The sequence below is a fragment of the Brevibacterium spongiae genome, from assembly GCF_026168515.1.
In the GTDB taxonomy this organism is placed as follows: domain Bacteria; phylum Actinomycetota; class Actinomycetes; order Actinomycetales; family Brevibacteriaceae; genus Brevibacterium; species Brevibacterium spongiae.
This window is the reverse complement of record NZ_CP093443.1, coordinates 281,933-308,422: the sequence shown is the minus strand read 5'-3', so window position 1 is coordinate 308,422 and position 26,490 is coordinate 281,933. Positions and strand designations below refer to the sequence as shown.

The 26,490-nt window shown below is 62.5% G+C and carries 25 protein-coding genes; 9 read left to right on the top strand and 16 right to left on the bottom strand.

Annotated features, from left to right (window positions below; all coding sequences use genetic code 11):
• Window positions 1-17: 17 nt before the first annotated feature.
• Both L1F31_RS01405 and L1F31_RS01400 read right to left on the bottom strand, forming a co-directional pair.
• Window positions 18-959 carry an NAD(P)-dependent oxidoreductase gene (locus tag L1F31_RS01405; RefSeq protein WP_265418954.1) on the bottom strand — a complete coding sequence of 314 codons (942 nt, stop codon included), beginning with the start codon at window positions 957-959 and terminating at the stop codon, window positions 18-20.
• A 26-nt stretch (window positions 960-985) separates the two neighbouring features.
• Window positions 986-2,419 carry a dihydrolipoyl dehydrogenase family protein gene (locus L1F31_RS01400; RefSeq protein ID WP_429860937.1) on the bottom strand — a complete coding sequence of 478 codons (1,434 nt, stop codon included), beginning with the start codon at window positions 2,417-2,419 and terminating at the stop codon, window positions 986-988.
• Window positions 2,420-2,680: 261 nt separating this feature from the next.
• Between L1F31_RS01400 and L1F31_RS01395 the strand changes: the two genes are divergently transcribed.
• Window positions 2,681-3,805, top strand: coding sequence for a DUF2690 domain-containing protein (locus tag L1F31_RS01395; protein WP_265418953.1), 1,125 nt, complete (start codon window positions 2,681-2,683; stop codon window positions 3,803-3,805).
• Window positions 3,806-3,848: 43 nt separating this feature from the next.
• Here the strand turns inward: L1F31_RS01395 and L1F31_RS01390 are convergent, their stop codons facing one another.
• The 5 genes from L1F31_RS01390 to L1F31_RS01370 all read right to left on the bottom strand — a co-directional run bounded on the left by L1F31_RS01390 (window position 3,849) and on the right by L1F31_RS01370 (window position 9,666).
• Window positions 3,849-4,376 carry a hypothetical protein gene (locus tag L1F31_RS01390; protein WP_265418952.1) on the bottom strand — a complete coding sequence of 176 codons (528 nt, stop codon included), beginning with the start codon at window positions 4,374-4,376 and terminating at the stop codon, window positions 3,849-3,851.
• Window positions 4,377-4,725: 349 nt separating this feature from the next.
• Window positions 4,726-5,436, bottom strand: a complete 711-nt coding sequence (locus L1F31_RS01385) for a hypothetical protein (protein ID WP_265418951.1) — start codon at window positions 5,434-5,436, stop codon at window positions 4,726-4,728.
• Between the two features lie 103 nt (window positions 5,437-5,539).
• The gene (locus L1F31_RS01380; RefSeq protein WP_265418950.1) at window positions 5,540-7,345 is read right to left on the bottom strand and encodes a vWA domain-containing protein; all 1,806 of its coding nucleotides are present in this window, start codon (window positions 7,343-7,345) and stop codon (window positions 5,540-5,542) included.
• 159 nt (window positions 7,346-7,504) lie between these two features.
• Window positions 7,505-8,782, bottom strand: coding sequence for a TM2 domain-containing protein (locus L1F31_RS01375; RefSeq protein ID WP_265418949.1), 1,278 nt, complete (start codon window positions 8,780-8,782; stop codon window positions 7,505-7,507).
• 41 nt (window positions 8,783-8,823) lie between these two features.
• Complete coding sequence (locus L1F31_RS01370) at window positions 8,824-9,666, bottom strand: hypothetical protein (RefSeq protein ID WP_265418948.1); 843 nt, start codon at window positions 9,664-9,666, stop codon at window positions 8,824-8,826.
• A gap of 319 nt (window positions 9,667-9,985) precedes the next feature.
• On the opposite strand from L1F31_RS01370, the gene L1F31_RS01365 reads away from it, so the two are divergent.
• From L1F31_RS01365 to L1F31_RS01350, 4 genes are all read left to right on the top strand, one after another.
• Window positions 9,986-10,687, top strand: coding sequence for a class I SAM-dependent methyltransferase (locus tag L1F31_RS01365; RefSeq protein WP_265418947.1), 702 nt, complete (start codon window positions 9,986-9,988; stop codon window positions 10,685-10,687).
• Between the two features lie 158 nt (window positions 10,688-10,845).
• On the top strand, window positions 10,846-11,223 hold the full coding sequence (locus L1F31_RS01360; RefSeq protein WP_265418946.1) for a hypothetical protein: 378 nt from the start codon (window positions 10,846-10,848) through the stop codon (window positions 11,221-11,223).
• A 69-nt stretch (window positions 11,224-11,292) separates the two neighbouring features.
• A complete protein-coding gene (locus tag L1F31_RS01355) occupies window positions 11,293-11,754 on the top strand; it encodes a hypothetical protein (protein ID WP_265418945.1) in 462 nt (153 codons plus the stop codon).
• Between the two features lie 2 nt (window positions 11,755-11,756).
• Entirely contained in the window at window positions 11,757-11,894 is a 138-nt protein-coding gene (locus L1F31_RS01350) for a hypothetical protein (protein WP_265418944.1), read from the top strand.
• An 82-nt stretch (window positions 11,895-11,976) separates the two neighbouring features.
• On the opposite strand, the gene L1F31_RS01345 is transcribed toward L1F31_RS01350, so the two are convergent.
• The 3 genes from L1F31_RS01345 to kdgD are packed head-to-tail and all read right to left on the bottom strand — an operon-like array spanning window position 11,977 to window position 15,917.
• Entirely contained in the window at window positions 11,977-13,317 is a 1,341-nt protein-coding gene (locus tag L1F31_RS01345) for an enolase C-terminal domain-like protein (protein ID WP_265418943.1), read from the bottom strand.
• Window positions 13,318-13,328: 11 nt separating this feature from the next.
• Window positions 13,329-14,963: an aldehyde dehydrogenase (NADP(+)) gene (locus L1F31_RS01340; protein ID WP_265418942.1), complete on the bottom strand. Its 1,635-nt coding sequence runs from the start codon at window positions 14,961-14,963 to the stop codon at window positions 13,329-13,331.
• Between the two features lie 6 nt (window positions 14,964-14,969).
• Window positions 14,970-15,917, bottom strand: coding sequence for a 5-dehydro-4-deoxyglucarate dehydratase (kdgD, locus tag L1F31_RS01335; protein ID WP_265418941.1), 948 nt, complete (start codon window positions 15,915-15,917; stop codon window positions 14,970-14,972).
• A 219-nt stretch (window positions 15,918-16,136) separates the two neighbouring features.
• On the opposite strand from kdgD, the gene L1F31_RS01330 reads away from it, so the two are divergent.
• The 3 genes from L1F31_RS01330 to L1F31_RS01320 are packed head-to-tail and all read left to right on the top strand — an operon-like array spanning window position 16,137 to window position 19,908.
• Entirely contained in the window at window positions 16,137-17,261 is a 1,125-nt protein-coding gene (locus L1F31_RS01330) for an L-talarate/galactarate dehydratase (RefSeq protein WP_265418940.1), read from the top strand.
• 15 nt (window positions 17,262-17,276) lie between these two features.
• A complete protein-coding gene (locus L1F31_RS01325; protein ID WP_265418939.1) occupies window positions 17,277-18,557 on the top strand; it encodes a glucarate dehydratase family protein in 1,281 nt (426 codons plus the stop codon).
• Between the two features lie 31 nt (window positions 18,558-18,588).
• Window positions 18,589-19,908 (top strand): Nramp family divalent metal transporter, encoded by a 1,320-nt coding sequence (locus tag L1F31_RS01320; RefSeq protein WP_265418938.1) that lies wholly within the window; start codon window positions 18,589-18,591, stop codon window positions 19,906-19,908.
• A 97-nt stretch (window positions 19,909-20,005) separates the two neighbouring features.
• Here the strand turns inward: L1F31_RS01320 and L1F31_RS01315 are convergent, their stop codons facing one another.
• The 5 genes from L1F31_RS01315 to L1F31_RS01295 all read right to left on the bottom strand — a co-directional run bounded on the left by L1F31_RS01315 (window position 20,006) and on the right by L1F31_RS01295 (window position 24,511).
• Entirely contained in the window at window positions 20,006-20,929 is a 924-nt protein-coding gene (locus L1F31_RS01315) for a D-isomer specific 2-hydroxyacid dehydrogenase family protein (protein WP_265418937.1), read from the bottom strand.
• Between the two features lie 104 nt (window positions 20,930-21,033).
• On the bottom strand, window positions 21,034-21,429 hold the full coding sequence (locus tag L1F31_RS01310) for a universal stress protein (RefSeq protein ID WP_265418936.1): 396 nt from the start codon (window positions 21,427-21,429) through the stop codon (window positions 21,034-21,036).
• Entirely contained in the window at window positions 21,426-22,940 is a 1,515-nt protein-coding gene (locus L1F31_RS01305) for a tripartite tricarboxylate transporter permease (RefSeq protein ID WP_265418935.1), read from the bottom strand. The genes L1F31_RS01310 and L1F31_RS01305 overlap by 4 nt, the downstream gene beginning before the upstream one ends.
• Before the next feature lie 13 nt (window positions 22,941-22,953).
• Complete coding sequence (locus L1F31_RS01300) at window positions 22,954-23,538, bottom strand: tripartite tricarboxylate transporter TctB family protein (RefSeq protein ID WP_265418934.1); 585 nt, start codon at window positions 23,536-23,538, stop codon at window positions 22,954-22,956.
• Window positions 23,510-24,511, bottom strand: coding sequence for a Bug family tripartite tricarboxylate transporter substrate binding protein (locus L1F31_RS01295; RefSeq protein WP_265418933.1), 1,002 nt, complete (start codon window positions 24,509-24,511; stop codon window positions 23,510-23,512). The genes L1F31_RS01300 and L1F31_RS01295 overlap by 29 nt, the downstream gene beginning before the upstream one ends.
• Before the next feature lie 138 nt (window positions 24,512-24,649).
• Between L1F31_RS01295 and L1F31_RS01290 the strand changes: the two genes are divergently transcribed.
• A complete protein-coding gene (locus tag L1F31_RS01290; RefSeq protein WP_265418932.1) occupies window positions 24,650-25,525 on the top strand; it encodes a LysR family transcriptional regulator in 876 nt (291 codons plus the stop codon).
• A 78-nt stretch (window positions 25,526-25,603) separates the two neighbouring features.
• Here L1F31_RS01290 and L1F31_RS01285 read toward each other — a convergent pair whose 3' ends face one another.
• Window positions 25,604-26,362 carry an HpcH/HpaI aldolase family protein gene (locus L1F31_RS01285; RefSeq protein WP_265418931.1) on the bottom strand — a complete coding sequence of 253 codons (759 nt, stop codon included), beginning with the start codon at window positions 26,360-26,362 and terminating at the stop codon, window positions 25,604-25,606.
• Between the last annotated feature and the right edge of the window lie 128 nt (window positions 26,363-26,490).

Sequence of the window (26,490 nt, the reverse complement as noted above, 5' to 3'; positions counted from 1 at the left end):
TACGCCTCTGACGGTTCCTAGACGATGAGCCCAGCCGGGGTCTTTCCGTCGAGGACGTCGATGACGGCTTGGGCCGCGGCCAGGCCGGCACGTTCACGGGCCTCAACGGTCTGCCCGGCCACATGCGAAGTGATCCAGACATTGTCGAAGCCACGGAGCGGGTTCTCACTCGTCATCGGTTCGACGTCGAGAACGTCGAGGGCGGCGCCGGCGATCTGCTTCTTCTCGAGCGCCGCGACGAGGGCGGACTCATCGATGAGCGATCCGCGGGCAGTGTTGATGATGAACGCGGTCTCCTTCATCGCTGCGAGGCGGTCGGCGCCGATGATCGGGGTGCCGGTCGCACGGGCGTGCAGCGTCAGGTAGTCGGCTGCGGCGATCGTCGTGTCAACGTCGGTGAACTCGATGCTCGGACCCGCCTCGGTGTCGGGGTGGGAGGTGCCGACGATGACGTGCATGCCGAGAGCCGCACCGATTGCCGCGATCGCTCTGCCGCTGGGCCCGTACCCGATGACGCCGAGGGTCTTGTCGCGCAGTTCGGTGCCGGCGGTGCGCGGCCACTGCCCCGCCCTGACACCGGTGATGACGTCGCTGAGGTGCTTGGCGCAGTTGAGGATGAGGGCGAGCGCGAGCTCGGCCACGGCGTGGTGATTGACCCCTGGGGTGTTGGCCACGTGGATGCCCAATTCCTGCGCCGCGGCGATGTCGACGGAGTCGTAGCCGACTCCGCTGCGGGCGATGATCTGGAGGTCGGCCGCCTCGGCGAGCATGTCACGGGTGATCGGCTCACTGGAGACGATCGCTCCGACTGCGCCGGTGAGCAGGTGCCGGCGTTCGTCGTCAGCGCGCTTGCCGCCTGCCGGGGAGTAGACGGGTTCGAGTCCGTGCTCCCGCAGCAGACGGTCCACGCTGTCGCCGGGGACGAGGTAGTCGGTGGTGATCACGATGCGTCGGCTCATGATCGTGAGCCTAACGCAGCACTATCTCACTTGAGCGCGCCGAGGACCTCGTTGAGCGCCTCGGTGGCCGAGGGGTGGGTGTAGATCGTGTCGCGCAGTTCGGTCGCGGTGACGTCGTGGCGCATCGCCAGCGCCACGGTGTTGATGACCTCCTGCGAGTGCACGTGGACGAGTGCAGCACCGAGGATGTGGTCGGTCTTCGCGTCGACGACGAACTTGACGATGCCGCGCGGGTCGCCTTCGATCTTTGCCCGCGGTGCTGCCGCGATATCGGCCTGGAGCTTCGCTCCGACCTTGATGTCATAGCCTTCGTCGCGGGCGGCCTTCTCGGTCAGGCCGACGCGGGCGACGGGTGGGGTGAGGAACATCGTGTACGGCACGGAGCCGCGGTCCTTCGTCGACCGCTTCCCGTCGCCGAGGAGCTGGTCGGCGAGGATCCGGTTGTCATCGAGCGAGATGTAGGTGAACATCGGTCCGCCGTTGACATCACCGAACGCATAGACGCCCTCGGCAGAGGTGCGCAGGTACTCATCGGTGGTGATGAACCCGCGGTCGTCGGTGTCGATGCCGGCCTTCTCGAGTCCGAGGTCGGCAGTCGCGGGCTTGCGTCCGACGGCGAGGAGGACCGCCTCGGCGTCGATGGTCTTCGTCTCACCGTCGACCTCATAGGTCACGGTCGCGACGTCAGATCCATCATTGACTGCGGTCACGGAAGCGTCATTGACGATGGTGACGCCATCGTCGGACAGCGCCTCGGCGACCACCTCGGCGACGTCTTCATCCTCGTTCGCCAGCGGGCGCGGCCCCCGGTCGAGGACGGTGACCTGCGAGCCGAAGTGGGCGAACATCGATCCGAATTCGAGGCCGATGTAGCCGCCGCCGACGATGACGAGTCGCTTGGGGAAAGGGTCGACGTGCTGCAGGGTTTCGGAGTCGTGGATGCGGCCGCCGAGCTGCGCGCCGTCGATGGGCGGGATGTTCGCGACGGATCCGGTGTTGACGACGACGGTGTCGGCGGTGATAGTCATGGTGTCGGTGCCGCCGGTGACGCGGACCTCGCGTTCGCCGGTGAACTCGGCGCGGCCGCTGACGAGGAGGACCGAGTCGAAATCGGCGAGCATCGAGTGGTTCTTCTTCCGCATCGCACCGGTCAGGGTGTCGCGACGTTTGACGGCCTGGGCGAAGTATTCGTCGGTGTCATCGTCGGCGCGTTTGTTCTCGGCGTCGTGGACGAGGATCTTCGTGGGGATGCAGGCGATGTTGATGCACGAGCCGCCGATCATCATCTCTGACTGTTCGACGACAGCGACTTCCTTGCCCGCGCGGGCCATCGTGCCGGCCAGAGTCTTGCCGCCCTTGCCCCAGCCGATGACGAGGAGGTCGACGTGTTCGGTGTGGTCGGCGCCGGACGATGCGGTGTCCGTCGAAGTGGTCTGGTCGGTCATGCTCTGGGCAGTCATACTCAGTTCCTTTCACGTCGGTGTCTGTCACTCTACTCCCGGGCGGTGCTTGCACCGTCGGGGTTCGCGACTGTCTATACAGAGTTCAACGACGCGTCTCGTCTCATATTCCAAACACCCAGACAACGAGACCACTCTCACCCTCATTTACTACCCGACGGGCCCCCAGCAACGCGGCGCCGGGTGGCTGGGACGCCGTCGGGTAGTTCTGACAGGCCTGAAACCAATCCGTAACAAATAGTGACCCATAAAATACAATATGTGTTGTCCATTATCAACTACACCCGATATCAATATGGTCACGGTTTTCCGAAATTCCTTCTTATTTCACATCAAAACCGCAAAATTGGAATGCAAGTATCCGCCTCTGCACGGGTGATCATGGAGTCCGTGCAGGCCGAGCATCGATCGGAGCGATTGACGATGACGGAACTCGATTTCGGTGGCCCAGCTGGTCATGCCGAGCCCGTCGAACCGTCGCTGAATGATCCAGACTTCCCCGCCTCAGCAGATGATTCAGTAGAACGGTTTGCACAGGATCTGCGTCAGCTGCGGCATTCCCACGACTTTCCCAAGCTCACGACGATGCAATTCCACACTGGGATTTCGAAATCAACGATCTCGGCCGCGCTCAGGGGAGATCGGCTGCCATCGGAAAAGACCGTCCGAGCCCTTGCCGACTTCTTCGATGCCGATGCAGAGGATTGGTCACGGCGCAGAGGTGCCCTGGATCGGAAGACCCCTGCAGCACGCACTGAACCCGAAGTGGGGTTCAACGCTGAAACGGGATTGTTGGAGACACCCACGGAACTGGGAGGTGAGGGCACTCGCGACGCTGCCGGCGCCCGCACCGGCGAAGTGGACGAACTGCTCACCGCTACACCGCGCATGGTCAGACGCCGAGTCCTGGTTCTGGCCACTGTAGCCACCTCGATCGTGACCGCCTTCGCCACAAGTCTCGCCTGGTATGTGCTCACTCCCACCGCCAGCAATGCTCAAGCGTCCACGGTCGAACACTATGTTGACTTCTCCACCGGGGTGGATCCGCTGCTGACCGTGTGCCGAACAGACGCCGAAGTCGCCGCCGCGGCCGACAAGCTTCAAGGTACGGTCTTCGTCGAGATCATGCGCTCCGCACGGTGCCACGCCGTATGGGCTCGTGCCACGAGATATGACGCGAAGACCGCCGGCAACTCCATCCACGTGAAGCTCTACCGCTCCAGCGTATCCTCTGAGTCCGAGGCACAGAACGCCCAATCGACGAACACGCAGTCTGTCTATACCCCGATGCTTGTGCTCGATGCAGATGACAGTGGCCTTTGCGCCTCGGCCACTCTGACCCGTGGCGAAGAGAGCCTAGAGACAGCGTCACCGGTCTGTATCTGAGCTGACGAAGACGACGGACGGCTGGCCGTCAGTTCCTTTCCGCTCAGCCGACGAACCATCCCTCAGTGATCGAGACCGCTTCCGGCTCAGGCGGATCATCAGTACCGACCTCGCCGACGAACGCAGTCCATACCTTCGCCGAGTCGTCATACCCATGCGGATATTCGTCGTTGGAGAGGATGACCTGGTCGGTGTCTTGGAAAGTCTGACAGTGCTCAATACACAGGTACGCGCCTAACCATCCGTCCGGGCGTCCGGCCCACGATCCGCCAGTTCTCAGTCGCCAACGCGAACCATCGCTGAGCTCTATTGCCCAGAGCACCGGATCCGAGGTTGCAGCCGAAGCAGACAGGCCTCCATCGATCGACCGCGTGAACGTCTCATCTGACCACGGATTCTCCAAACAGACGACGGTCGCTTGATCATCGGGGTTCTCCCAGCAGGCACTGGCACTGTCAGCCGTTGTGCCCAGCCAATACGTCCCCGCGCTCGTCGCTGATGGAGACGGTTGGAAGTCGGCGGCCATTGGCGGCAGGTCCGTTCTGTCATCGACGCGCACGTCTTGCCTCATGCGACCGTCAGAATCGAACGGAGTGTAGGTCCGAATCCGAGTTGTTCCTGCCTTTGCAGCGGAGTTCGGTTCTTCCGTGGGCTCGCTGTGCGTGCGCCGCTCCGGTGCATTTGGGGCGGACGCCTCGCCTGTCCACAGCTCAAGCCCCTCCACTCCGACTGTCGTCGTGGCTTCTGATTCCGGAACGGCCGCCCATCGTGGAACGAGGATGACAGCACAAGCGACCAGGAGGGCAATGGTCAGAGCTCCGCCAATCCAGGCAGCAGCCGTAGCCTGTCGCTTCGTCACGTTCGCCCCTCTCACCCGCCGGTCGGCTGGGATCCGTCATCGTCATATCGAATGGTTCGATCTACGGAGCCGAATACTTCTGCCCGTCCCAGCGCGCTGTGGCGTTCTCGATCTCCAGTTCGTAGTTGCCGTTCTCGTCTAGCTCTCCCCAACTGAGAGATGTCATCGGCTGAGAGTTGAAGATGTCGCTGAAGTCGTCACCAATGTAGTCGAGGTCGACGAGCTCGAAGAGTCCCGTCGACACCGGTCGCAGTCCCGACGCCGACCAGCCGTCCATACCCGGCATGCGGAAGAATATGTTCTTTGTTGCATCTGTGGCGGGGTCGAGAAAGTAGAGAATATCCGTCAGGTCACCGCCGGTCATCGACCACGCACTGGTGTATTCGAGAGGAAAGATTTGTGCAGTTCCACCATCGGAGCTCAGGACCGCGACCTTGCATACTCCGTACGCCTCCTTTGAGAAGTCGGCGAAGAGGACCACAGTGACCGGACCTTGGTACAGATGCTCGTATGTCACCGCGTCACTGACCGAACACGTTGATTCGTCACAGCCCTCGATCGCTTCGGCAGAAGGATTTTCCGCTGGCTCTGCTGTGCCCGGCTGCGGGCCGCTGGCTTCAGCGCTGTTGGGATTGTTCTCCCCACCGCCAGCTTCGTCCCCAGCTGCTCCTGTGGAGGAAGGACTGGACGATTCGCTTTTCGCATTGCCTGCAGCAGCGGTCTCCGAGGTCGTCCCTGGATCAGCCACCGCGCCTTCGACGAACTCGGTCACTGCGGCACAACCGCTCGTCGTCAGCAGACAAGCGGCAGTGAACACAGACAATCCCGTCCGCTGCATTCGCCGCAGCGTTTCTGTGTGCCTCCAGCTCGCAAGACTAGTCAGGGACATAGCCGTCACTTCCCCTGTGAAATGTGGTTCGGCTTGATCCGTCGTCGAAGACGAGTGTGTAGTAACCGTCTTCATCGATGTCACCCCACGAACTGTCGCCGTAGGTGAATGCGTCGAGTGGGTTCGGCCCATCGACGGTGTCATAGTCGATCCGATGCCGCTCCTCGGTGAAGTAGCCGTCAGGATCGATAAACAGATTCATCGCCAACAATCCTTCAACACCCGGAGCGCAGAAGAAGACATCCCCACTTCGGTCGGTCACTGGATCCATGAACCTGAAAATGTCAGACAGCTGGTCTCCGTACCCACTGGTGTCATATGGCCCGTGGTCCTCATCAGCCCCGGCGACGCTGCCGTCGGCATTCATCACCTTGCCCGTGCTGTCAACCATGTACAGGTGGCCGAAGGAGAGCTGCGATGTCGGATCTCCATCGACGTCGATGAGCACAAGCGTCAAGGCTCCCTGCGTCGGGTGTTGCACCTGTGCTGCGTCGTAGATCCGGCAGTTCTGTTGGAATTCGCATCCGGGGAAGATTCCAACAGGCGGAGCCGCGACCGAATAGGAATTAGTGGTGGCGCATTTGCAGACCACCATCTTCGTGATCGTTCCCGACAGATCCTGGCCAGGCTGGTGGCTCTTGGCTCCGTCAAAGTAGAACTTGAATCCGGTCCCTGACACGGGGTCGGCCGAATAGATCGCCGCGCCTTCATCGGTGATCTCGGTCGGAAGTTTGGGGTCTGCATAAATGGCTTCCGCCTCGGCGATATCGTCACCGGGTTTGATGTGATCGATCGTGGACAGTTTGTCGGATTCAATCGCCTCGAGCACGCCGTCGACGAAGATGAGTGTGCAATCGACATAGACGATCTCGACACGTCCGCTGGCGGGGATGTCGTCATCGAAGCCGCCCTCCTGCCGAGCCTCCTCAGCAGTCATTCCTGGTTCCAGTCCCTTGTAGCCGGAAGGCGACAACAGCGACTTCGCCAGCTCGGGATTGATCGCCATCGCCAGCCGGGTGCTCAGCTGTTTGTCATTGACCGCATCCCAGCTGGATCCTTTGGTCACTCGGGACAGGCAGTCGAGCTGCTCCGATGTCCGACCGTCCACCCGGAACCCGACCGTGTGAATGGTCAGCTCGCCGTCGCTTCCCAGATCCTGTGCGGTGGTGCACGGGTCGAGCTGATCGCCTTCGTCCGCGCAGGTGTCGATCCCGTCCGACAGCAGCACAATGGCCCGCTCACCCGAATCGGGGAGTTCGGCTGCCGCCGTTTTCAATGCCAATGAGATCGGTGTGTATCCCGATGGTTTGAGTCCATCCACCGCCGAGGCGAACGCTCCTTTGTCGATGGGAGCAGACTTGAGAACGGTCGTGACGTCCTGACAGCCGGCGGACTTCTCCGAGTCCGCATTGCCGGTCTCTGTGCCATAGGTGATCAGTGCCGTGTCCTGGCCGTCAGGGATGGTCTCCACCAGAGCCTTGACCGCCTTCTGGGCCGCAGCGAATCGCTGCCCGGGCGCATCCGTGGCGGTCATCGACCCAGATGCATCAAGGATGATCGCGGTCGGCTTGGCTTGCACCGTCGCATCGCGCGAGTCCGTCGACCCCACGCCCTCGGCCGATTCGTCGGATTGAGTTGGTGTGACAGCATCTCCAGAACCCCCGGGGCGAAACAGTCCGCATGCCGACAGCAGCAATGCCAGCGATGCGAGAATGCCGATGAAAATTGGCAGTGTCGTGCGAGCAGGTCTGTGTGCTGCCTCGGTTCTCTTTTGGGCGGATGCTGAGGTCATCGCTGCTCCTTAGGCCACTGCCGACTCATCGGGATGCCCGCCGACGACACGTATCCCAGCGGGTCCTTCGAAGCTACCTGGGTCGGAGGGACACAGATGCGGTTGGGCAGGACAGAGTTTCCAGAATTTCCAGACAGGGGTCACGATGGCACTCCACCGTCAGTAACCGACGCTCGGGTCTTCGGCCCAGTTGAACACGGTCTCGTCGAGGGCAACCGTCCCCGTGTCCTGGTTGGTGATCGTCAGCGAATATTCGCTCACCGAATAGACAGTGGTCACACCGTCCTCATAGTTCGTCGCTTCGTATCCGTCGCCGGTTTCATAAGCAGACAGAGTGATCCCCGTGCCGAGGCGGTAGGACTCGCCGTAGTAGACCAGGTCGATCCCGTCGGTGCAGATGACGAAAAAGGCGCTGTCGGTCTCTCCGTATGCTTGCGCGTCATATCCGCTGGGACAGTAACCGGCCGCGTCGAGGAGCAGCTGATCGGTATCCCCCACGTCGTCTTCGTCGGCAGAGTCCGGCGAATCTTCCTGACTGCCCTGTGCCGGTCCCGCTCCATCGCTGCCCAGGTCGCTGCCGGCCTCGTACTCGCCGTCAGCGGTGTAGTACCCGTCATCCAGCTCCGAATCTGTCCCGTCATCGACAGCGGTGGAGCCGTCGGTTCCCGAACCATCGGATTCGGAGGAAGTCGAATACTCCGACACCCCGGAGGAAGCAGCGCCGGCCTGGGCAAATACCCAAATGAGGAAACCGATTGCCAGTCCGATTGAGAGGAAATAGATTCCCGCCAGTATCCAGACGATGACTTGGACCAGTCGATGGTGCTCTCGGAAGCCGTCGAGCTCTAGCTCATCGGTGGCCCGCAGGGACCCATTGGCGATTCGGAGCCCGTCGATCATCGTCCACAAGCCGCCGAACCCCAGGGTGACGAGTTTGAGCACTCCCGTTCCGATTCGGCCCAGATAGAATCGGTCGGCACCATATCCGCCGAAGAAGAGCATGAGAAAGACAGCTGTCATGTACTTCTTATCCGACACCGGATACGCGGCCGACGAGGTCGGAGACGCGATCACAGGCGGGCCCGAAGCAGGCGAGGCCGCCCCTGATCCGGAGAATCCGCCCGCCGAGGCGGGGGCGGAGGCGTCCGAAGCGGCTGTGCCCGGGGCAGCCGTGTCTGGGACAACTGTGTCCGGGGTTCCCGCGCCGGCTAACACTTTGGTCTGATCCGCAGTCGGAATCTGGCTCGGCCTCTGCTCGACCGCGACTTTCGCCTCGACCGTGCCATAGGTGTGCAGCCATTCGAGCAGATCGTCGTACGCATTCGGGTGCCGAGCGACCCACTCCTGAGTCTCGGGCTGACCGGCTGCGAGTTCTGCGAGTCGATGCGCCGATGTGCTCGGATCCTGAGCCTCTTCAATCGGAGACATGTCAGTCATCGTTGTTCCTTCCTCTTCACATGCTTCTCAATTGCCAGAGCTCATTGCTGCGGTGGAGGAGGCGGTGGCGGCGGAATTGGTGGCGGCGAGACCAGCCGCGGTGGAAAGGGCGGCGGCGGGTACGACGGACGGGGCGGGATCAGCGGCTGAGCCGCCTCGGCGGATTGCATCATCATGTGTGCGAGCGGGTCACCGATACACGTGGAACTCGGCATGTCCAGCCACTGCATTCCTTTGTCCGTTTCCGCCCATTGCCCGCTCGGATCGAACTCGTCCCAGGCCTCTCGGAGCTCGGCACTGAGGGAATCTCTGAATGTGTGGTGGTAGGAACGGCAGTGCGCGATGATGGAGTCGCGGAATTCTTCCGCCGTGCTGGTGAGACGAAACGACGTCGCGATGCGGTAGGGGATCATTTCGGTCTCGGACACAGATTCCGCAAGGACCACGCCCACTACCGGTGATCGCCAAAATGTCTTCTTCTGGAAGCCGATCCTCATGACCCAACCCCACCGAACGTGTCCGGCGAGCGCATTTCCTCGGTTCCGTGCTGCCGCGCGTGCCCCGCTGACTGCGGCGGTGGTCGCAAGAACGACCAGGCCGATGGGGCCTGACGTGCCGATATACCCACCATGCGACCATTTGCGGCAGTAGAAGATCAGCCGCGATTCGGTCGGGGTGACCTCGATCTTGCCTTCATCGATTGAGGCAACGCGCTCCCAGTCGTCACCGGTGAAATAGTCAACTTGTGCATCCATAACCTTGAACGTGGAGCCCGGTGCCCCGTCGTCGGGCTCTGCCATGACGTAGCGATCGTCGTCGAGGAGCGGATAGAGGCCAGCGGTGTCCTCACCGACCGAAACTACTTTGAGACCTTCCCAGCTCATGTCCTCTACCTCGCCATCCGAACCACACTACGGGTCACGATGAAGTGCTCATCGCTTGAGGACGAGCGTAGGGTCTGGCATTGCTCAAGGTCCGCCTTCTCGCTGAAAGAAGATTCCAGCTTTTCCAATCGGACGCGAGACCTGCTTCAATGCTGCGGGCGTCGCGTCGAATTCCAGTTCTTCTCACACCTCATCGAGGACCCGCTGGTCTGTTCCGTCTCCGGTATCAGGCTCTCGTCACCGTTGCTGCCGCAGTCATCCAGGTATGGTTCCACCCACACCCCCAACGAAGAGGCAATCGGCAATGTCGAGGTTTCTGATGAGTCCAATCCCTGCAGCAGATCACCATCTGCCTGGCCACACCGCCAGGCAGACCCTGTTCTGGAACAGGTATGCCCTCGGCTATGACCGCGCCTGGGATTCCCCGCTCACGGTCGCTGCCGCCGAGGTGGTTGCCGACGAGCTCTCTGCCACGACAGTGATCGACCTCGGCTGCGGAACGGGGCTCTTCGCCGCACGGCTGGCCAGCCGGCACGCCTCCGTCACCGGTGTCGATCAGTCACGAGGAATGCTCAAGCGCGCCGTCCGACGTAACCGCATCGCCGTGGCTATACGGGCCGACGCGGCGCACACCGGCCTGCCCGATGCCAGCACCGATTCAGTGATCTGTGCAAATATTCTCCACCTGCACCCCGACCCCGAGGCGGTGCTCGCAGAGGCGGTGCGTCTGGTCCGCCCCGGAGGGCGCATCGCGGTCGTGACTCCGACCGAGGCGGCCACCCACCACGAGGTCGTGCAGGAAGAACGAGCCGCCCTCCGCGGACGGTGGATGATTCTGCTCGCTGATCTTGTTCGCCGACAGGTGGCGATGGCCGCCCCGCTTTCGGACGTGCGGATCGCTCCTCCCGGCTGCCTCGCCGATATTCTTCAACGGTGCATCTCCACGCACCGGTTGAGTGTCGTCGTTGAGCGGTTCATCGGACGCACTCAACACATTCTCATCCTCAATCGCGGTCAATAGTCACAGCCGCAGAAGGTTCCGATTGTTCCGATGTCTGTGGACGAGAACCCAGTTAGTGCAGAGATTCCGATTGCCCTTTCGGAATTGCGTGAACAGGTTGATGCTGTACTGCACAGGTGCCCTCGATGGTGAGGGCCGATGGATGATGGGACAGTCGAATGACACAGATTCGTTGCTCTGGTACCCGCCTCGGCTTTGCCGTGGCAGTCGTATCCGCCGTCGTTGTCGCATTGTCGGCTTGTGGGACTTCCAAACCCACTCTTGCCGGAATCTGGCAGCCCGACGATGGATCGGGCACCAAGACCATCAATGAAGACGGCTCCTGCAGCGGTATGTACTACGACTCAGGAAAACCACTGGATATCGGCGGCGTCGCCACGTGCACGCTCGGCGACAAGGCCTCGGACGGGGCCTATTCGCTGGTCGTCCGCCAACCGCCCAATGAAGCCACCTATCTGATCAAGTTCGATGATGACGACACCGCAGTTCTGATGAGCGGTTCGGGCTCCCCGATCGTCACGCTCAGTCGCATGTGAGCCGGCCGGCGGTCGACATCAGATCACGTGTATACAGCTCCAGCTGACACCTATTGAAAGGTCTCGACAATGACAATGAACCCCGTGGACGATGACAGGTCCCAGTCAGGCTCTGCAGATCGCCATGACTCGCCGGGAACGCCTCCCGTACCGCCGCCTGCGCCGCCTGTGCCCCCGCAGGCACCGGAGACGCAGTCGACCATCTCTCCCAGCGCCGCGGCGACTCCTCCCGAATACTCGACCCGTGACAGCCAGTACAGTCGGCCCGAATTCTCAGCTCCACGCCCGCAGAAGGAGTTCTACACGTCGCGGGCTTCAGGTTTCGAGAAGGCGGACAGCGCCCTGTCCGCGATCGGCAGCGCGGCCAACTCGACCGGACGCTTCCTATCCAAGATCTACGGTGTCGTCGCCGTACTCATCGGACTCGCCATGCTGTTCGTCACCCCATCGGCCTGGTGGGCGGGCTTGATCATTGCAGGCTACGGCGTCTACCTGCTTTGGCCCGGCGGCGACAAGTGGGTGGTCTGGTAGCCATGACCATCGTGCTGACCATCATCTTCATCGCCATCATCATGGGAATGATAATGGGCGTCGAAAAGCTTCGCGAGGCTCTTCGGAAACGCACAGCCGAAGATCGAGCTAAGCGACTGGGGATCTTTGACGATGACTGATCCCCGAACCACGTGACGGCGCCCCAGCAACCTATCGCCACGTTGCTGGGGCGCCGTCGGGTAGTACGGAGGGAGGGAGGATTCAGCGGACGAGGGCGGGCTTCTTCGCGTCGAAGGACCACCCCGGGACCAGGTACTGCATGGCCACCGAGTCGTCACGCGAGCCCAGACCGTGTTCGACGTAGAGTTCGTGCGCCTCAGCCAGACGGTCCTCGTCGATGGTGACACCGAGGCCCGGAGCCGTGGGCACCTTGATCTCGCCACCGACGATTGTTAACGGATCGCGAGTGAGCTCCTGGCCGTCTTGCCAGATCCAATGCGTGTCCAGTGCCGTGATCTCGCCCGGGGCGGCGGCACCGACATGGGTGAACATGGCCAGGGAGACATCGAAGTGGTTGTTCGAGTGCGAACCCCACGTCAGCCCGAAGTCGTGGCACAGCTGGGAGACCCGGTGCGATCCGGACATCGTCCAGAAATGCGGGTCGGCCAGCGGAATATCCACAGCATTCGTCCTGATGGCGTGTGCCATCTCCCGCCAGTCCGTGGCGATCATGTTCGTGGCCGTGCGCAGTCCCGTCGCGCGGCGGAATTCCGCCATGGTCTCCCGTCCCGAGAATCGGCCCTCGGGCCCGACCGGGTCCTCGGCGTACGCGACGACTCCCCGCATGGCCTTGCCGTATTCGATGGCTTCATCGAGCAGCCAGCCGCCGTTCGGATCAAGCGTGATCCGCGCGTCCGGGAACGCCTCGGCCAAAGCCGTGACGGTCTCGACTTCGGCCTCACCGGCGAGGACGCCGCCCTTGAGCTTGAAGTCCTTGAACCCGTATTTCGACGAGGCGGCCCTCGCCAGCTCGACGATCGAAGCTGGGGTCAGGGCCTCCTCGCGGCGCAGTCGGTCCCAGCCGTCTGCTTCGGGTTCGCGCAGGTAGTCGAGATCCGTGGCATCGGGGTTGCCGACGTAGAAGAGGTACCCGAGCATCGGCACGGCGTCCCTCTGCTGACCGGCGGCGAGGAGGTCAGCGACCGGCAGTCCGAGGAACTGACCGTGCAGGTCGAGCAGAGCCGACTCGATCGCGGCGGTGGCATGGACGCCGACACGCAGATCGAAGGTCTGGTTACCGCGCCCGCCGGCGTCGATCGCGGCGAACCGCTGGTGCAGTTCGGACACGATCCGGTTGACCTGGGCCACCCGCCGACCGGCGAGCTGACGTCCGGCATCCTCGATCGCGGCTTTGATGTTCTCGCCGCCGGGCACCTCACCGAGGCCCGTCCGGCCATCGCTGTCGGTGATGAGGACGATGTTGCGGGTGAAGTACGGCCCGTGCGCACCGGAGAGGTTGAGCAGCATCGAGTCACGGCCGGCGACCGGAACGACCCGGACTGATTCGATGGTCGGGGTGGCGACTGCTGTCTGCGTGGTCATCGAGGTTCCCTTCATGAGGTGGCCGCTCCCGCTTCACTGAGGACCGGCTGCTCGGCCTCCGCAGGCGTCGTCACCGTACCGTCGATCATCTGCACGACCGACCACGGATTATCATCGGCGATCGGCTCCGGCAGCAGTGCGGTCGGCACCGCCTGGTAACTGACCGGTCGGAGGAAGCGTTCGATGGCAAGCGTTCCCACTGAGGTCGTCGCCGGCGCCGAGGTGGCCGGGAACGGTCCGCCATGAACCATAGCGTGTCCGACCTCGACCCCGGTGGGCCATCCGTTGAACAGGATCCGTCCGCACAGATCTTCGAGGATCGGCAGCAGCCGTCCGGCCGCTTCCGTGTCGGCGTCCGTCGCGTGGATCGTCGTCGTCAGCTGTCCTTCGATTCCCTGCAGGGTCGCGACCAGGTCGTCGACGTCGTCATAGCGGACCAGCAGCGAGGCGGCCCCGAAGATCTCGTCACTGAGCGCATCGTTGTTCCGCAGTGCCACCGAAGCGGCGGTGAAGACCACCGGTGCAGGCGCGTTGGCGCCTTCCCCCGCCGTGCCGGCGCCCACCGTGGACACGTCGTCCTGCTCACTGAGCGCGGCAACGCCGCGGTCGAACGCCTCGGCGATGGAGGGGGTGAGCATCGTCTGCCCGGTCTGCTGACCGATCAGCTGCGCAACCGCCTCGGCGAAGGCATCACCATCGGTGCCTGTCGGCACGAGGACGAGGCCGGGGGCGGTGCACAGCTGTCCGCTCGATCCGGTCAGCGAGGTGATGAACTGTTCGGCGAGGCTGCGAGCCCCGCCCCCTGCCAGGGCACCATCGAGGAGGATGACCGGGTTGATCGAGCTCATCTCCGCGTAGACGGGAATGGGCACCTTGCGAGCCTGAGCGGTGGCCTGCAGCGCCAGCCCACCGGAGCGGGACCCGGTGAAGCCGACCGCGGTGATCTGCGGATCGGCGACGAGCTGCTGCCCGACGGACGACCCCGAACCGTAGACGAGGGAGAAGACTCCGGGGTTGAGTCCATGGGCGGCGACCGCCTCGGTGATGGCCCTGCCGACGATCTCCCCGGTTCCCGGGTGGGCGTTGTGGGCCTTGACGATGACGGGACATCCGGCGGCGAGCGCCGAAGCGGTGTCACCTCCCGCGACGGAGAACGCGAGCGGGAAGTTGCTGGCTCCGAACACGACGACGGGGCCGACGGGGACCTTGCGCTGTCGGATGTCGAGTCGCGGGGCCGGGGTGCGGTCGGGTTGTGCGGGATCAATGCGGGAGGAGTGGAAGTTCCCGGCCCGGACCACCTCGGCGAACAATCGCAGCTGTCCGACGGTGCGGCCGACTTCGCCGGCCAGTCGGGCCGAAGGCAAACCGGTCTCGGCCATGGCACGTTCGACGAGCGGTTCGCGCACGGCTTCGATGTTCGCAGCGATCGTGTCGAGGAAGGCGGCGCGATCGGTCGGGGAAGTGGCCCGGTAGCTGGCGAATGCCTGTGCCGCGGCGTCCGTGACCTGCTCGACTTGGGACTCGTCGAGGAAGGAGTAGTCCGGGGCGAGAGTCGAACCGGTGCTCGGGTCGATGGCGTTCGTCGTGGCACCATTGCCGGTGACCGGGGTGCCCGCGATGAGGGAGAGTCCGTTGAGCGCGGTCATGGGTGGTCAGGCTCCGATCTTCAGATTGGTCTGGGGCTGGATGTTCGCCGCGCTGATGAGCTCGGCGATGTCGGCGACGTCCTTTTCACTGAGGTCGTGCAGCGGCGGACGGACCGGTCCGGCGTCGCGGCCGATGGCCTTGAGTCCGCCCTTGACGATCGAGACGCCGTAGCCTTTGCCGCGGTCGCGGATGTCGAGGTAGGGCAGGACGAAGCGATTGAGCTTCTCGGTCACGGCCTCTCGGTTCTGGGCGCGAACGTCGGCGTAGAAGTCGAGGGCGAATTCGGGGACGAAGTTGAACATCGCCGAGGAATAGGTGCTCATACCCAGCTGCAGCAGCGGCAGGGCGAAGGTCTCTGCCGTCGGCAGTCCGCCGAGGTAGAAGAGGCGATCGCCGTTCTTCGCGTAGACCTTGGTCAGATGTTCGATGTCGCCGATGGCGTCCTTGAACCCGATGAAGTTCGCGTGGCTGTCGGCCAGACGGGCCACGGTCTCGGCGGAGTAGATGGCGTTGGCGCGGTTGTAGACGATGACGCCGATGTTCGTCGCTTCGCAGATCGCGGACACGTGCTGGTAGAGACCGTCCTGGTCACATTCGGTGAGGTAGGGCGGAAGGACGAGGACACCCTCGGCGCCTGCGGCTTCGGCGTCGCGGACATTGCGCACAGCCTGGACTGTGGGGCCGCCGGCGGAGGCCAGGACGGGGACCTCTGGCCGGGAGGAGGCGACGGCGAGTTCGACGACGCGGGCCGCCTCGTCGGGGCTGAGGCTGAATCCTTCACCGGTGCCGCCGGCGGCGAAGAGTCCGGCGACGTCGTAGCTCGACTGCCATTCGATGTGGCTGCGGTAGCCGTCTTCGTTGAGGCTGAGGTCGGCGTTGAACGCTGTCGCGGGGAACGAGAGCAGTCCGTTCTTGAGGTGATCTGCCAAGTCCTGGGGGGAGAATTGAGCCATTGCGGTTCCTTTGCTGACTACTTCGATGGAGTGATTCGAAAGTGACTCTAGGGCCGCCTGATGATGCCTGTCTAAGGCCCATTCGATATCGACTCATGCAGGAAAGGTATTGGCCTCATAGGGCGAACACCGATGTTATTGAGTCGGCACACGCATCACCTGAACCCCGCCGATGGCCAGGTGAAGGCGACTTCGAATCGGCACGATCAAGGAGCATCAATGGCGTACACCCCCGACGCGATCAAGACGATCACCCTGTCATCGATTCGATTGCCGTTGGAGGTGCCGATCTCCGATGCCAAGGTCTTCACCGGCCGACAGAAGCCGATGACCGAGGTCGCCATGCTCTTCGCCGAGATCACGACCACCGAGGGACATTCGGGAATCGGGTTCAGCTATTCGAAGCGCGGCGGCGGGCCCGCGCAGTACGCGCATGCGAAGGAGATCGCCGAGGCGGCACTCGGGGAGGACCCCAACGACATCGCGAAGCTCTACACGAAGCTCCTGTGGGCCGGCGCCTCCGTCGGTCGTTCTGGTTTGGCCACCCAGGCCCTGGCCGCCATCGACGTCGCGCTCTACGACCTCAAGGCGAAGCGGGCGGAGCTGCCACTGGCGAAGTTCCTCGGCAGCCACCGCGATTCCGTGCGCACCTACAACACCTCCGGCGGGTTCCTCAATGCCTCGATCGACGAGGTGAAGGAGCGGGCCTCGAATTCCTTAGCCGACGGCATCGGCGGAATCAAGATCAAGGTCGGCCTGCCCGACAGCGCCGAAGACATCCGCCGAGTCACCGCGGTGCGCGAACACATCGGTGACGCGCCGCTGATGGTCGATGCGAACCAGCAGTGGGACCGTGCGACGGCGCTGCGGATGGGCCGCACTCTCGACGAACTCGGCCTGGTGTGGATCGAGGAGCCGCTCGATGCCTATGACGTCGAAGGTCACGCACGACTGACCCGGACGCTTGACACTCCGATCGCCACCGGCGAGATGCTCAGCTCGGTCGCCGAACACAAGGCGCTCATCGATGCGCGCGCCTGTGACATCGTCCAACCCGATGCGCCTCGCGTCGGCGGCATCACTCAGTTCATGCGACTGCTCACCCTCGCCGATGAGGCGAATCTCGACATCGCCCCGCACTTCGCCATGGAGATCCATCTGCATCTGGCTGCCTGCTACCCGCGTGAGACCTGGGTCGAACACTTCGATTGGCTCGACCCGCTGTTCAACGAACGGCTTGAGACGAAGGACGGACGAATGCTCGTTCCCGACCGTCCGGGGCTGGGCATCACGCTCAGCGATCAGGCTCACGCCTGGACCACCGATACCGTGACGATCAGCTGAAGGAGTCCGCCAACTATGTCTTCTGCCAAAAGCACCCACATCGTCGACATCAACCTCACTCCAGTCGCATTTGCCGATCCCCCGCTGCTCAACGCAGTGGGAGTCCACGAACCCTTTGCTATTCGCACGATCATCGAGGTCGTCACCGATTCGGGCGCTTACGGCCTGGGTGAAACCTACGGCGATGAGGCACACCAGAACCGTCTGACACTCGCCGCCGACGCTCTCATCGGCACCGACATCTTCGACATCAATCGAGCGCGTGAAGCGGTCGAGGCTGCATTGGCCGCCGATGCCACCGCCGGCGGGCACGGAATGAGCGGGATGATCACCGATTCCTCGACCCTCGACCGAGTCTTCTCGCCCTTCGAAGTCGCCTTACTCGACCTCCAAGGGAAGATCCTCGGAGTCCCGGTCGCGGATCTCCTCGGCGGTCGGGTCCGCGACCGTGTCGATTTCAGCGGTTACCTGTTCTACAAGTGGGCGGGCCACCCTGGATTTCCCGATGACGAGTGGGGCGAGGCCCTTGATCCCGAGGGCATCGTTCGGCAAGCCGAGAAGATGATCGATGAATACGGTTTCACGGCGCTCAAGCTCAAAGGCGGAGTCTTCCCTCCCGACGAAGAGGCCGCCGCCATCGAGGCCCTTGCCGCGCGCTTCCCCGACGTGCCGCTGCGCATCGACCCGAACGCCGCGTGGACGGTCGAGACCTCGATACGCGTTGCTGAACGACTGGACTCCACCCTCGAATACCTCGAGGACCCGACACCTGGGATAGAAGGCATGGCCGAGGTCCGTGCCGCAGCAAACATGCCGTTGGCAACGAACATGTGCGTCGTCGCGTTCGCACAGCTGCCGGACGCCGTCGCCGCAGGCAGCATCGATGTCATCCTCTCCGACCACCACTTCTGGGGCGGACTGCGCCGGTCCACAACTCTGGCCGGCATCGCCGAGACTTTCGGAATGTCGTTGTCGATGCATTCGAACTCCCACCTGGGCATCAGCCTCGCAGCCATGCTTCATTTGGCCGGAGCGACGAAGAACATCGACTATGCCTGCGACACCCATTGGCCATGGAAGAACCCGGAAGACGACGTCGTCGTCGGCGACCCGTTCAGCTTCGTGGGCGGCGCCCTCGAGGTCCCCACTCGCCCAGGGCTCGGGGTCGAATTGGACCGCGAACGACTTGCACGACTCCACCAGCAATACATCGACTGCGGCATCAGGAACCGCGATGACACCGGCTACATGCAGAAATTCGACCCCGAATACCGAGCAGTGGCCCCACGCTGGTGAAGCGTAGGCCGCCGGAAGGACCCATTTCACAATGAGTGCGAATAGCAACGACGCTGCCAGCACAGTCAGCTCAGACAACTCGCCCGCAACCGGACCGAGGCGACGAGGAATCCTCGGGAGCCTCCGCGAATTCGGCCCCGGAATCATCGCCGTCCTCGCCATGATGGGCGCCGGCGATCTGGTCACCGCCTCGGTGTCTGGATCGAACTACGGATACAACCTCATGTGGCTGCTCGCAGCCTCCCTGCTCATCCGTTTCGTCATCGTCAACATCATGGGCCGCTATCAGGTCCTCAACCTCAAGAACCAGTCCATCATGGAGGGCTACCGCGATGTCGCCCGGTGGTACCCGTGGGCGATCGGGATCGCCGCCGTCATCAGCGGGCACCTCCTCAACGGCTACATGGTCCGCGGAGCCGGTGAGGCTCTGGCTGAGATCTTCACCGTCGGAGATCCCTTCCTCTGGTCATGCATCCTCGTCGTGGCAAGTATCTTCGTCATCTGCAAGAACGTCTACAAGACCATCGAAAGCATCATGAAGCTGCTGTTGGCCATGATGACGGTCGTCTTCCTCGGCCTCGCGATCTACAGTGTGCCCGACGTGGGTGAGATCGTGCGCGGCACAGTCGGTTTCGGCATTCCGGACAATACCGGGGCGATCGGCGTATTCGCAGTTGCGCTCTCGCTCATCGGTGCGGTGGCCGGTTCTATGGCGAACTTCCTCTACCCCTACTACGTTCGCGACAAGGGATGGCGCGGTGTCGGCTTCAAAAAGCTGCAGCGCAACGACATTCTGTTCGGAATCTCCTCAGCCATCGTCATCAGCCTCTCGATCTGGGTCGTCGGGGCCGAGATCCTCCGCCCCAACGGTATCGAGGTGACCAACCTCGACGACATCTCGCAGGCACTGTCGATCCACCTCGGCGCTGTCGGCGGAGTCATCTTCTACCTCGGAGCATTCGGCATTCTCTACAGCAGTGTTGTGGGCTTCGCCAACGGGTTCCCGAAGATCATCGTCGACTGCCTCCACATCATTCGGCCCGCGCGGCGCGAACGCTACGGTGACCACTTCGAGGACGACCCGTCCTTCAAGTGGTTCAGTCTCTTCATTCTGATCTCGCCGATCATCTGGGCCTTCCCCGGAATGCCCGGATTCGTCACGATGGCCGTGTTCGTCACCGGCCTCCAAGCGGTCGTCGTCCCCCTCGTGGCAATCGGTCTGCTCATTCTGGCGAACAAGAAGAGTCACTTCGGGGAGCACAAAGCAAACCTCTTCGAAAACATCATCCTCGTTCTCACCACCCTGCTGACAATCTGGGTGACGATCCAGGTGGTCATCGGCTGGTTCTAGGACCGAACGACCGCATCACCCACTTAGGCCCCGACATCGTTTCGACGATGTCGGGGCCCAATCCTTTAGGTCCAATCCGGTGGTGCCGTGCGGCAGCTCAGTAGCTGCGGCTCAGATCAATCTCTGCCTTCAGTTCTCGTCCGCAGGCGAACCGACGCAGGTTCTCCTGGACAAGATCAGCGAAATTCTCCAACATCCGAATCCGCGGATTGGCGACATGCGGAGTGATGAGCACGTTGTCCATGCCCCACAGAGGATCCTCGGCGGGGAGCGGCTCCGGATCGAACACATCCAGACCTGCCCCACTGATGATCCGACGACGCAGTGCATCGGTCAGCGCCGCATGGTCTACGAGGTCTCCCCTGGCGATATTGATGAGCACTCCGGGTGTTCCGTCTCGCGGGTCAGATCCCAATGCCGCCAGCTGTTTCTGTCCGATGATTCGTAGAGTCTCGTCCGTCGAAGCTCCCGCCAGGACTGCGTCGTCGGCCTCCGCCAGTGCTTCATCGAGATCCCGAGAACTCACTGTTCGCTCTGCGCCCTCGACTTCTCGGCCTGAGCGATTGATGGCGATCACCCGCGCTCCGTGCGCTTTGAGCAGGGGAATCAACGACCGATCTATCGACCCTGCGCCGACGATCGCAACGGTTCGACCCCGCAAGGATCGAACGGTGCTCCAGGTTGAATCCTTCAACCAGGAATTTGCCCGAGCATGAAGTGTGAATTGGCGGAGAGAGCCGAGCAACAGCGCCACGGCATGCTCGGCGACATCGGCACTGTAAGCACCCACTGCGGATGTCCACCGTCTCTTCGAGTCGACTCGTCCTGAATCGATCCACGGCTTCACTCCTGCGGACTTGAGCTGAACCCATTCGATAGCGGGTGGAAGGCATGATGGAAATCCAGTCTGGTCGGACCCCGTCCAGATCAGCGCCTGAGCGTCATCCAATGAAGAGACAACCACATCGGCTGACTTCAGCACGGCGTCGAGGTACGGGGTCGAGTTCGGCAGCACTGCCACTTTGAGAGACACTTCAGCTCCATAGTCGATTCGCTGCGACGACCCATCGTCGCATAGAACAGACCGACACCAGCTGTGCCGGTGTCGGTCTGCGAGTGGTTGGATCAGTTGGCGACTTTGACGGCCAGAACGGGCACATCTGCCTGCAGCAAGATTCTCTGCGCGGAGGACCCCATAATAAACTTTCCGACCTGAGAGCGTTTGCGCATGCCGATGACGATGAGGTCCACAGACCAGGCGTCTGCCGCTTCCAGCAGTGAGTCGACGACGTCGTCCTCATGGGCCAAGGTGAATACTTCGACATCGACTCCTGCGCCTTCGGCTCGTGCCTTCACCGCTTCGAGGTCGGCGTCTTCAGCAACCGTGCCTTCGACCAGCGGACCGCGTTTGCGCGAATTCGCTATTCGCAGCTTCACTCCTCGCCAACCCGCTTCTTTGATAGCCGCGTCGACGGCGGCTTCTCCTGTCGCCGAGGGAACATACCCGACCAGAATGCTCATGACACGAGCTCCTTGCTCTTCGATTTGGCGGTGGCTCTGCCGAGCATCTTCTGAAAGATCGGCAGGAAGATGACGATCAGGAACACGAACAGCAGCGTGACGGTGATCGGACGGGTGAACACTTCGCCGAGGTTGCCCTCGAAGAGAATGAGCGAACGTCGCACGCTCGACTCAAGCAGTTCGGCCAGCACGAAAGCGAGGACGAGTGGTCCCGGTTCGAATCCGGTCTTCTTCATGAGGTAGCCGATGACTCCGAAGAGGACCACGAGACCGACGTCAAAGACCGAGTTCTTGATCGTGTAGGCGCCGATGAGGGTGATAAGCACGGTGATCGGGGCGAGGATCGCCGGTCGGACGCTGAGGATCTTGACGAAGACGCCGATCAGCGGAATCGCCATGATGAGCAGCAGGATGTTGCCGATGTACATGGAGTTGACGACGCCCCAGAAGAGTTCGGGTTCGTCGGAGACCAAGAGCGGCCCGGGCGTGATCCCCTGGATGAGGAGGGCACCGAACATCAGCGCCATCGTGGCATTGGCGGGAATACCGAGGCTCAGCAGCGGAATGAACGACGATGTCGCTGCGGCATTGTTCGCGGACTCCGGCCCGGCGACTCCTTCGATGGCTCCCTTGCCGAAGCGAGAAGGATCTTTGGCGACCTTCTTCTCCACGCCGTAGGCGGCAAGCGAAGAGATGGTGGCACCTCCGCCGGGAAGAATTCCCAGCAGGAAGCCGAGTATCGATCCACGTCCGATCGCCGGTGCCGACTGTTTGAATTCGCCCGTCGTCGGCCAGACACGCTTGGGTTTCTCGGGAGTGGCCATCGCCTTGTGGCGCTCCTCGAGGTTGTAGAGGATCTCGCCGAGTCCGAACAGTCCCATTGCCACTGTCACGAAATCGATGCCGTCGCTGAGGCTGAGGTTGTCGAAGGTGAAGCGTTCAGTACCGGTGAATACATCGCGACCGACCATGGCGAGGAACACGCCGATAGCTGCGGCGATCAGGGCTTTGACCTTGTTGCCGGAGCTGATCGTTGCGACCAGGGTGACGCCGAGGAGGGACAGAGCCGCATATTCGGGCGGCCCGAAGTCGAGGGCGAACCCGGCGATCAGGGGCGCTAGGAAGGTCAGACCCAGGATTGCGGCCGTTCCACCGATGAATGATCCGACTGCGGCAACACCGAGCGCTGCACCTGCGCGGCCCTGCTTGGCCATTTGGTAGCCGTCGAACACAGTGACGACCGAGCTCGCCTCACCGGGCAGCCGCAAAAGCACCGAGGTGATCGTACCGCCGTATTGTGCACCGTAGAAGATGCCGGCAAGCATGATGATCGCGGTGACCGGTTCGATTCCGAAAGTCATCGGAAGGAGAATAGCCATTGTCGCCGCCGGGCCGAGGCCGGGCAGCACTCCGATGAGCATGCCGACGAGAACGCCGATGAAGCAGTATAGAAGGTTTCCGGGTTCGAGGACGGTGCCGAACCCTTCGAGGACTGGGGCAAAGAAATCCATGTAGTCGTCCTCCTCAGAAGAGATGCGGCAGCTGCGTGCGCAGCGCTACGACGAAGATGAGATAGAAGGCAGCGACGGTCAGAGCCGAGTAGAGAGCGGCTGATCTCCAGGATTCGCCGCCCAACCACTTCATCCAGACGAAGGAAAGGAGCAGCGCGGGAATCTCGAATCCGATCTGTGGAAGCGCGATGACGAACACCAGAAGGCTGATGATTCCCCACACGACTGTGACCGAGTAGCGGTTGAACTTTTCACCGTCGCCTCCTCGGCGGCCCAGAACGATCTGGGCCACCGAGAGGACTGCAGTGATCAGTGCGATGACGAAGGGGAAGAAGCCCGGAGCAGGGTCAGTGAGACTGCCGAGGGAGAGATTCCAGGACAGGATCATTCCTGCGATACCGAATGCCAGAGTCAGCGCACAGGCGACGAGGTTGGCGATCCCTCCAGCGGGCTCCGGAGCTTCCTCCTCCCACAGCGCAAGGAGCTCTTCGGGAGTTTCCGCTTCTTCGCCGGTGGCCGGGAGCTCGGGCCGGTTCTCGCCGTCGTCGGGCTTGTCCACGTCTGTCCGATCAGTCTGCGAGATCGATGTCATACTCATCAACCAGCTTCTTGTAGCGGTCTGCCAGGTCTGACCATTCGGCGGCGATCTCATCGCCGGGGACTTCGGTCGGCGTCAGCAGGTTCTTCTCGTTGAATTCCTTATAGGCGTCCGTTTCGAACGTTGCCTTGAACGACTTGTCGAGCTTTTCGATGACCGCGTCGGGGGTGCCCTTCGGTGCCACGACTGCACGGTACTGCGAGACAGGAATGTCGTAGCCTTCCTCGGTCGCCGTCGGCACATCCTTGAGGAACTTGTTGCGCTCTTCGGAGAAGACCATGATCGGCACGAGCTTGCCAGCGTCGATGTGCGGCTTCGCCTCACCGAGCTGAACGGTGGAGATATTCACCTGGTTGCCCAGGGTCGCAGTCACTGCAGGCGCTCCGGAGTCGAACGGAACTTCCTTGAAGTCGGTATCGATCTGAGCCAACAGGAGGCTCTGCGCCAGCTGCGAGCCAGTGCCAACGCCTGCCGTGCCGAAGGAGAGCTTCTTGTCGCTCTTCTTGATATCGTCGACCGTCTTCACGTCGGCATCCGGATTGGCGACCATGACGTAGTCATCCTGCGATACTCCGGTGATGACCTCGAAGTCGTCGATGCTCACAGCTTCGTCTTCGCCAACCGCCAGCGGGGTGATCGTGATGAGTGAAGCGTTGAGGGTCGCGAGGTTATAGCCATCAGGTTTAGCCGCTTGGACTTCCTTGGCCGCCAAGGTGCCGTTGGCACCGGGCTTGTTGATCACCGGCATGGCCTGACCGAGGTCGGACGAGGCCCCGTCGGCGAGAGCACGGGCAATGAGATCAGTGGAACCTCCTGCCGCAGCTCCAACGGTGATGGAGACTTCCTTTGTCGGAAAGTCTTCTTCGCCACCGCCGCCACCTGCGGCGACGTTGCCGCCACAGGCGGAGAGCGCAAGGGCCACGACAGATCCCAGGGCCAGCGGCCCGACAGCTCGTTTGGAGATGTTCTGCATTTTCTGGTCCATTCCATTCGGGCTCGGTCGATACCTCTGCGTATCTGTTGAGCACTTCAGAATGAGCCTAAGAACCGTCGATAATATTGTCTATGATGATATCTGCATGAAGTAATGCCCGAAAGGTATTGTCGTCCCATGTACACATTGGACCAAGTTCGGTGCTTCGTCGCGGTTGCCGAACACCTTCATTTCGGCAAAGCAGCCGAGGCGCTCTCGATGACACAACCCCCGTTGAGTCGACAGATACAGAAGCTCGAACGCTTCGTCGGGGTCGACCTGCTCGACAGAGACAACAAGCGCGTCACCCTCACCGCAGCGGGAGAGGCCTTCCTCGACAACGCCCAGGTGCTGCTGGCTATGGCAGATCGGGCTCCGCAGGATGCGCGTCGAATCGCATCGGGGCAATGGGGACGGCTGAGCATCGGTTTCACTGCGGCCAGCGGCTTCGGCATCCTCGGAAGCTTGGTGACAGCCATAGAGGAGAACTTTCCCGGCATCGATCTCGACCTGCACGAGATGGTCACCGGAGAACAGCTGGAGAATATCGCGGAAGGGCGGATCGACCTCGGCCTAGGCCGGTCCGATACGACGCCCAGCTTCATCGACTCGGAGCTGCTGCTGGCAGAACGACTGCTGCTTGCCATTCCGGATGGACATCGACTGCACGACCTCGATCGGCCGCTGCGCAAGGACGATGTGACGGGAGAGCCGCTGATCATGCATTCGGCGACGAAGGCGACGTCCTTCTACGACCTCATCATCCGCCATTTCCCCATCGACCATCACATGGTGAAGCACTCGATCAGCCAAGTGCTCACCATGATCAACCTCGTCGCTGACAACCACGGACTCGCGTTCGTCCCAGAATCGGCATCGCTCGTCAGCGTGCCGGGGGTTCACTTCAAGGCATTCGAGGACCTCAGCGAAGAAATCGTCGAGCTCAAGGCGATGTGGAACGTCCAGTCGAAGAACCCCGCCCTGCAGCAGGTCGTCTCCCTCCTCCGCTCCTGACCCTCCCAGAGCTACCCGACGGCGCCCCAGCAACGTGGCGAAAGGTTGCTGGGGCGCCGTCGGGTAGCAAGGGAGGGATCAGTTCCGGGCCGCGGCCAGCTCCTCCCGGAACGCGCGGCCCGCGGCGCCGAGGTCGCCGGCCGAAGTGATGAACCGGAAACCCTGCTCCCTGCGCAGCTTGGCCTCCTCGCCGTCGCCGCAGTGGATTCCCGGAACCACACCGGCGGCGTCGGCGGCCGTGCGGATCCGCACGAGCGCCTCGGCGTGGGCCTCATTCGGCTGCCCGGGCAGGGCACCGACAGCGAAGGCGAGATCCGACGGGCCGACGTAGACCCCGTCGACTCCGGGCACGGCGCAGATGTCTTCGACGGCGGCCAAGCCTTCCTTGTTCTCGATCATGACGAACAGCAGCGGGCGTTCGTCCCGGGTGTCCTGCACGGCACCGTGCATGATCTCGGCGGTCGGTCCCCAGGATCGATCCCCGCCCCGCGAAGGATAGTCCAGGGCCCGCACAGCGGCCCGAGCTTCCTCGACGGACGACACAAGCGGCACGATGATCGCTTCGACACCGGCATCGGCGAGCGCCCCGATCTCGGTGAAGCGGTTCGCCGCGACCCGCGCGGTCACCAGCGCATCCCCGCTGGCCCGGACCGCGTCCGTCAGCCGCAGCACGTCGGTGGGCCTGACGAACCCGTGCTGCAGATCGATGCTCACATAGTCGAACCCGGCCGCCGACCCGGCCTTCGCCAGCTCGGGGCTCGTCGACATCATCCACAGTCCGTTGTAGATCTCCCCCGCGCGCAGGCGGGCCCGATGATTCTCAATCGCAGCAGTCATATACGCATCGAATCACGGAACCAAGCGCCGGCACCAGAGGTGCCCGATATCCGGATGGACAACCTCGCCGAGGCGGTCCGAGGTTACGTACGGAAGGCCAGGGCCGCCTCGGCGAGGGGATACACCCG

Bases quoted from the DNA above. Each gene is read 5' to 3' on its own strand.
- L1F31_RS01400 (WP_429860937.1), bottom strand. From the start codon at position 2,419: ATGACTGCCCAGAGCATGACCGACCAGACCACTTCGACGGACACCGCA.
- L1F31_RS01300 (WP_265418934.1), bottom strand. From the start codon at position 23,538: ATGAGTATGACATCGATCTCGCAGACTGATCGGACAGACGTGGACAAG.
- L1F31_RS01305 (WP_265418935.1), bottom strand. From the start codon at position 22,940: ATGGATTTCTTTGCCCCAGTCCTCGAAGGGTTCGGCACCGTCCTCGAA.
- kdgD (WP_265418941.1), bottom strand. From the start codon at position 15,917: ATGGCTCAATTCTCCCCCCAGGACTTGGCAGATCACCTCAAGAACGGA.
- L1F31_RS01350 (WP_265418944.1), top strand. From the start codon at position 11,757: ATGACCATCGTGCTGACCATCATCTTCATCGCCATCATCATGGGAATG.
- L1F31_RS01390 (WP_265418952.1), bottom strand. From the start codon at position 4,376: ATGAGGCAAGACGTGCGCGTCGATGACAGAACGGACCTGCCGCCAATG.
- L1F31_RS01355 (WP_265418945.1), top strand. From the start codon at position 11,293: ATGACAATGAACCCCGTGGACGATGACAGGTCCCAGTCAGGCTCTGCA.
- L1F31_RS01320 (WP_265418938.1), top strand. From the start codon at position 18,589: ATGAGTGCGAATAGCAACGACGCTGCCAGCACAGTCAGCTCAGACAAC.
- L1F31_RS01360 (WP_265418946.1), top strand. From the start codon at position 10,846: ATGACACAGATTCGTTGCTCTGGTACCCGCCTCGGCTTTGCCGTGGCA.
- L1F31_RS01375 (WP_265418949.1), bottom strand. From the start codon at position 8,782: ATGACTGACATGTCTCCGATTGAAGAGGCTCAGGATCCGAGCACATCG.
- L1F31_RS01370 (WP_265418948.1), bottom strand. From the start codon at position 9,666: ATGAGCTGGGAAGGTCTCAAAGTAGTTTCGGTCGGTGAGGACACCGCT.
- L1F31_RS01345 (WP_265418943.1), bottom strand. From the start codon at position 13,317: ATGACCACGCAGACAGCAGTCGCCACCCCGACCATCGAATCAGTCCGG.
- L1F31_RS01285 (WP_265418931.1), bottom strand. From the start codon at position 26,362: ATGACTGCTGCGATTGAGAATCATCGGGCCCGCCTGCGCGCGGGGGAG.
- L1F31_RS01340 (WP_265418942.1), bottom strand. From the start codon at position 14,963: ATGACCGCGCTCAACGGACTCTCCCTCATCGCGGGCACCCCGGTCACC.
- L1F31_RS01405 (WP_265418954.1), bottom strand. From the start codon at position 959: ATGAGCCGACGCATCGTGATCACCACCGACTACCTCGTCCCCGGCGAC.
- L1F31_RS01295 (WP_265418933.1), bottom strand. From the start codon at position 24,511: ATGCAGAACATCTCCAAACGAGCTGTCGGGCCGCTGGCCCTGGGATCT.
- L1F31_RS01325 (WP_265418939.1), top strand. From the start codon at position 17,277: ATGTCTTCTGCCAAAAGCACCCACATCGTCGACATCAACCTCACTCCA.
- L1F31_RS01330 (WP_265418940.1), top strand. From the start codon at position 16,137: ATGGCGTACACCCCCGACGCGATCAAGACGATCACCCTGTCATCGATT.
- L1F31_RS01365 (WP_265418947.1), top strand. From the start codon at position 9,986: ATGAGTCCAATCCCTGCAGCAGATCACCATCTGCCTGGCCACACCGCC.
- L1F31_RS01310 (WP_265418936.1), bottom strand. From the start codon at position 21,429: ATGAGCATTCTGGTCGGGTATGTTCCCTCGGCGACAGGAGAAGCCGCC.
- L1F31_RS01290 (WP_265418932.1), top strand. From the start codon at position 24,650: ATGTACACATTGGACCAAGTTCGGTGCTTCGTCGCGGTTGCCGAACAC.
- L1F31_RS01380 (WP_265418950.1), bottom strand. From the start codon at position 7,345: ATGACCTCAGCATCCGCCCAAAAGAGAACCGAGGCAGCACACAGACCT.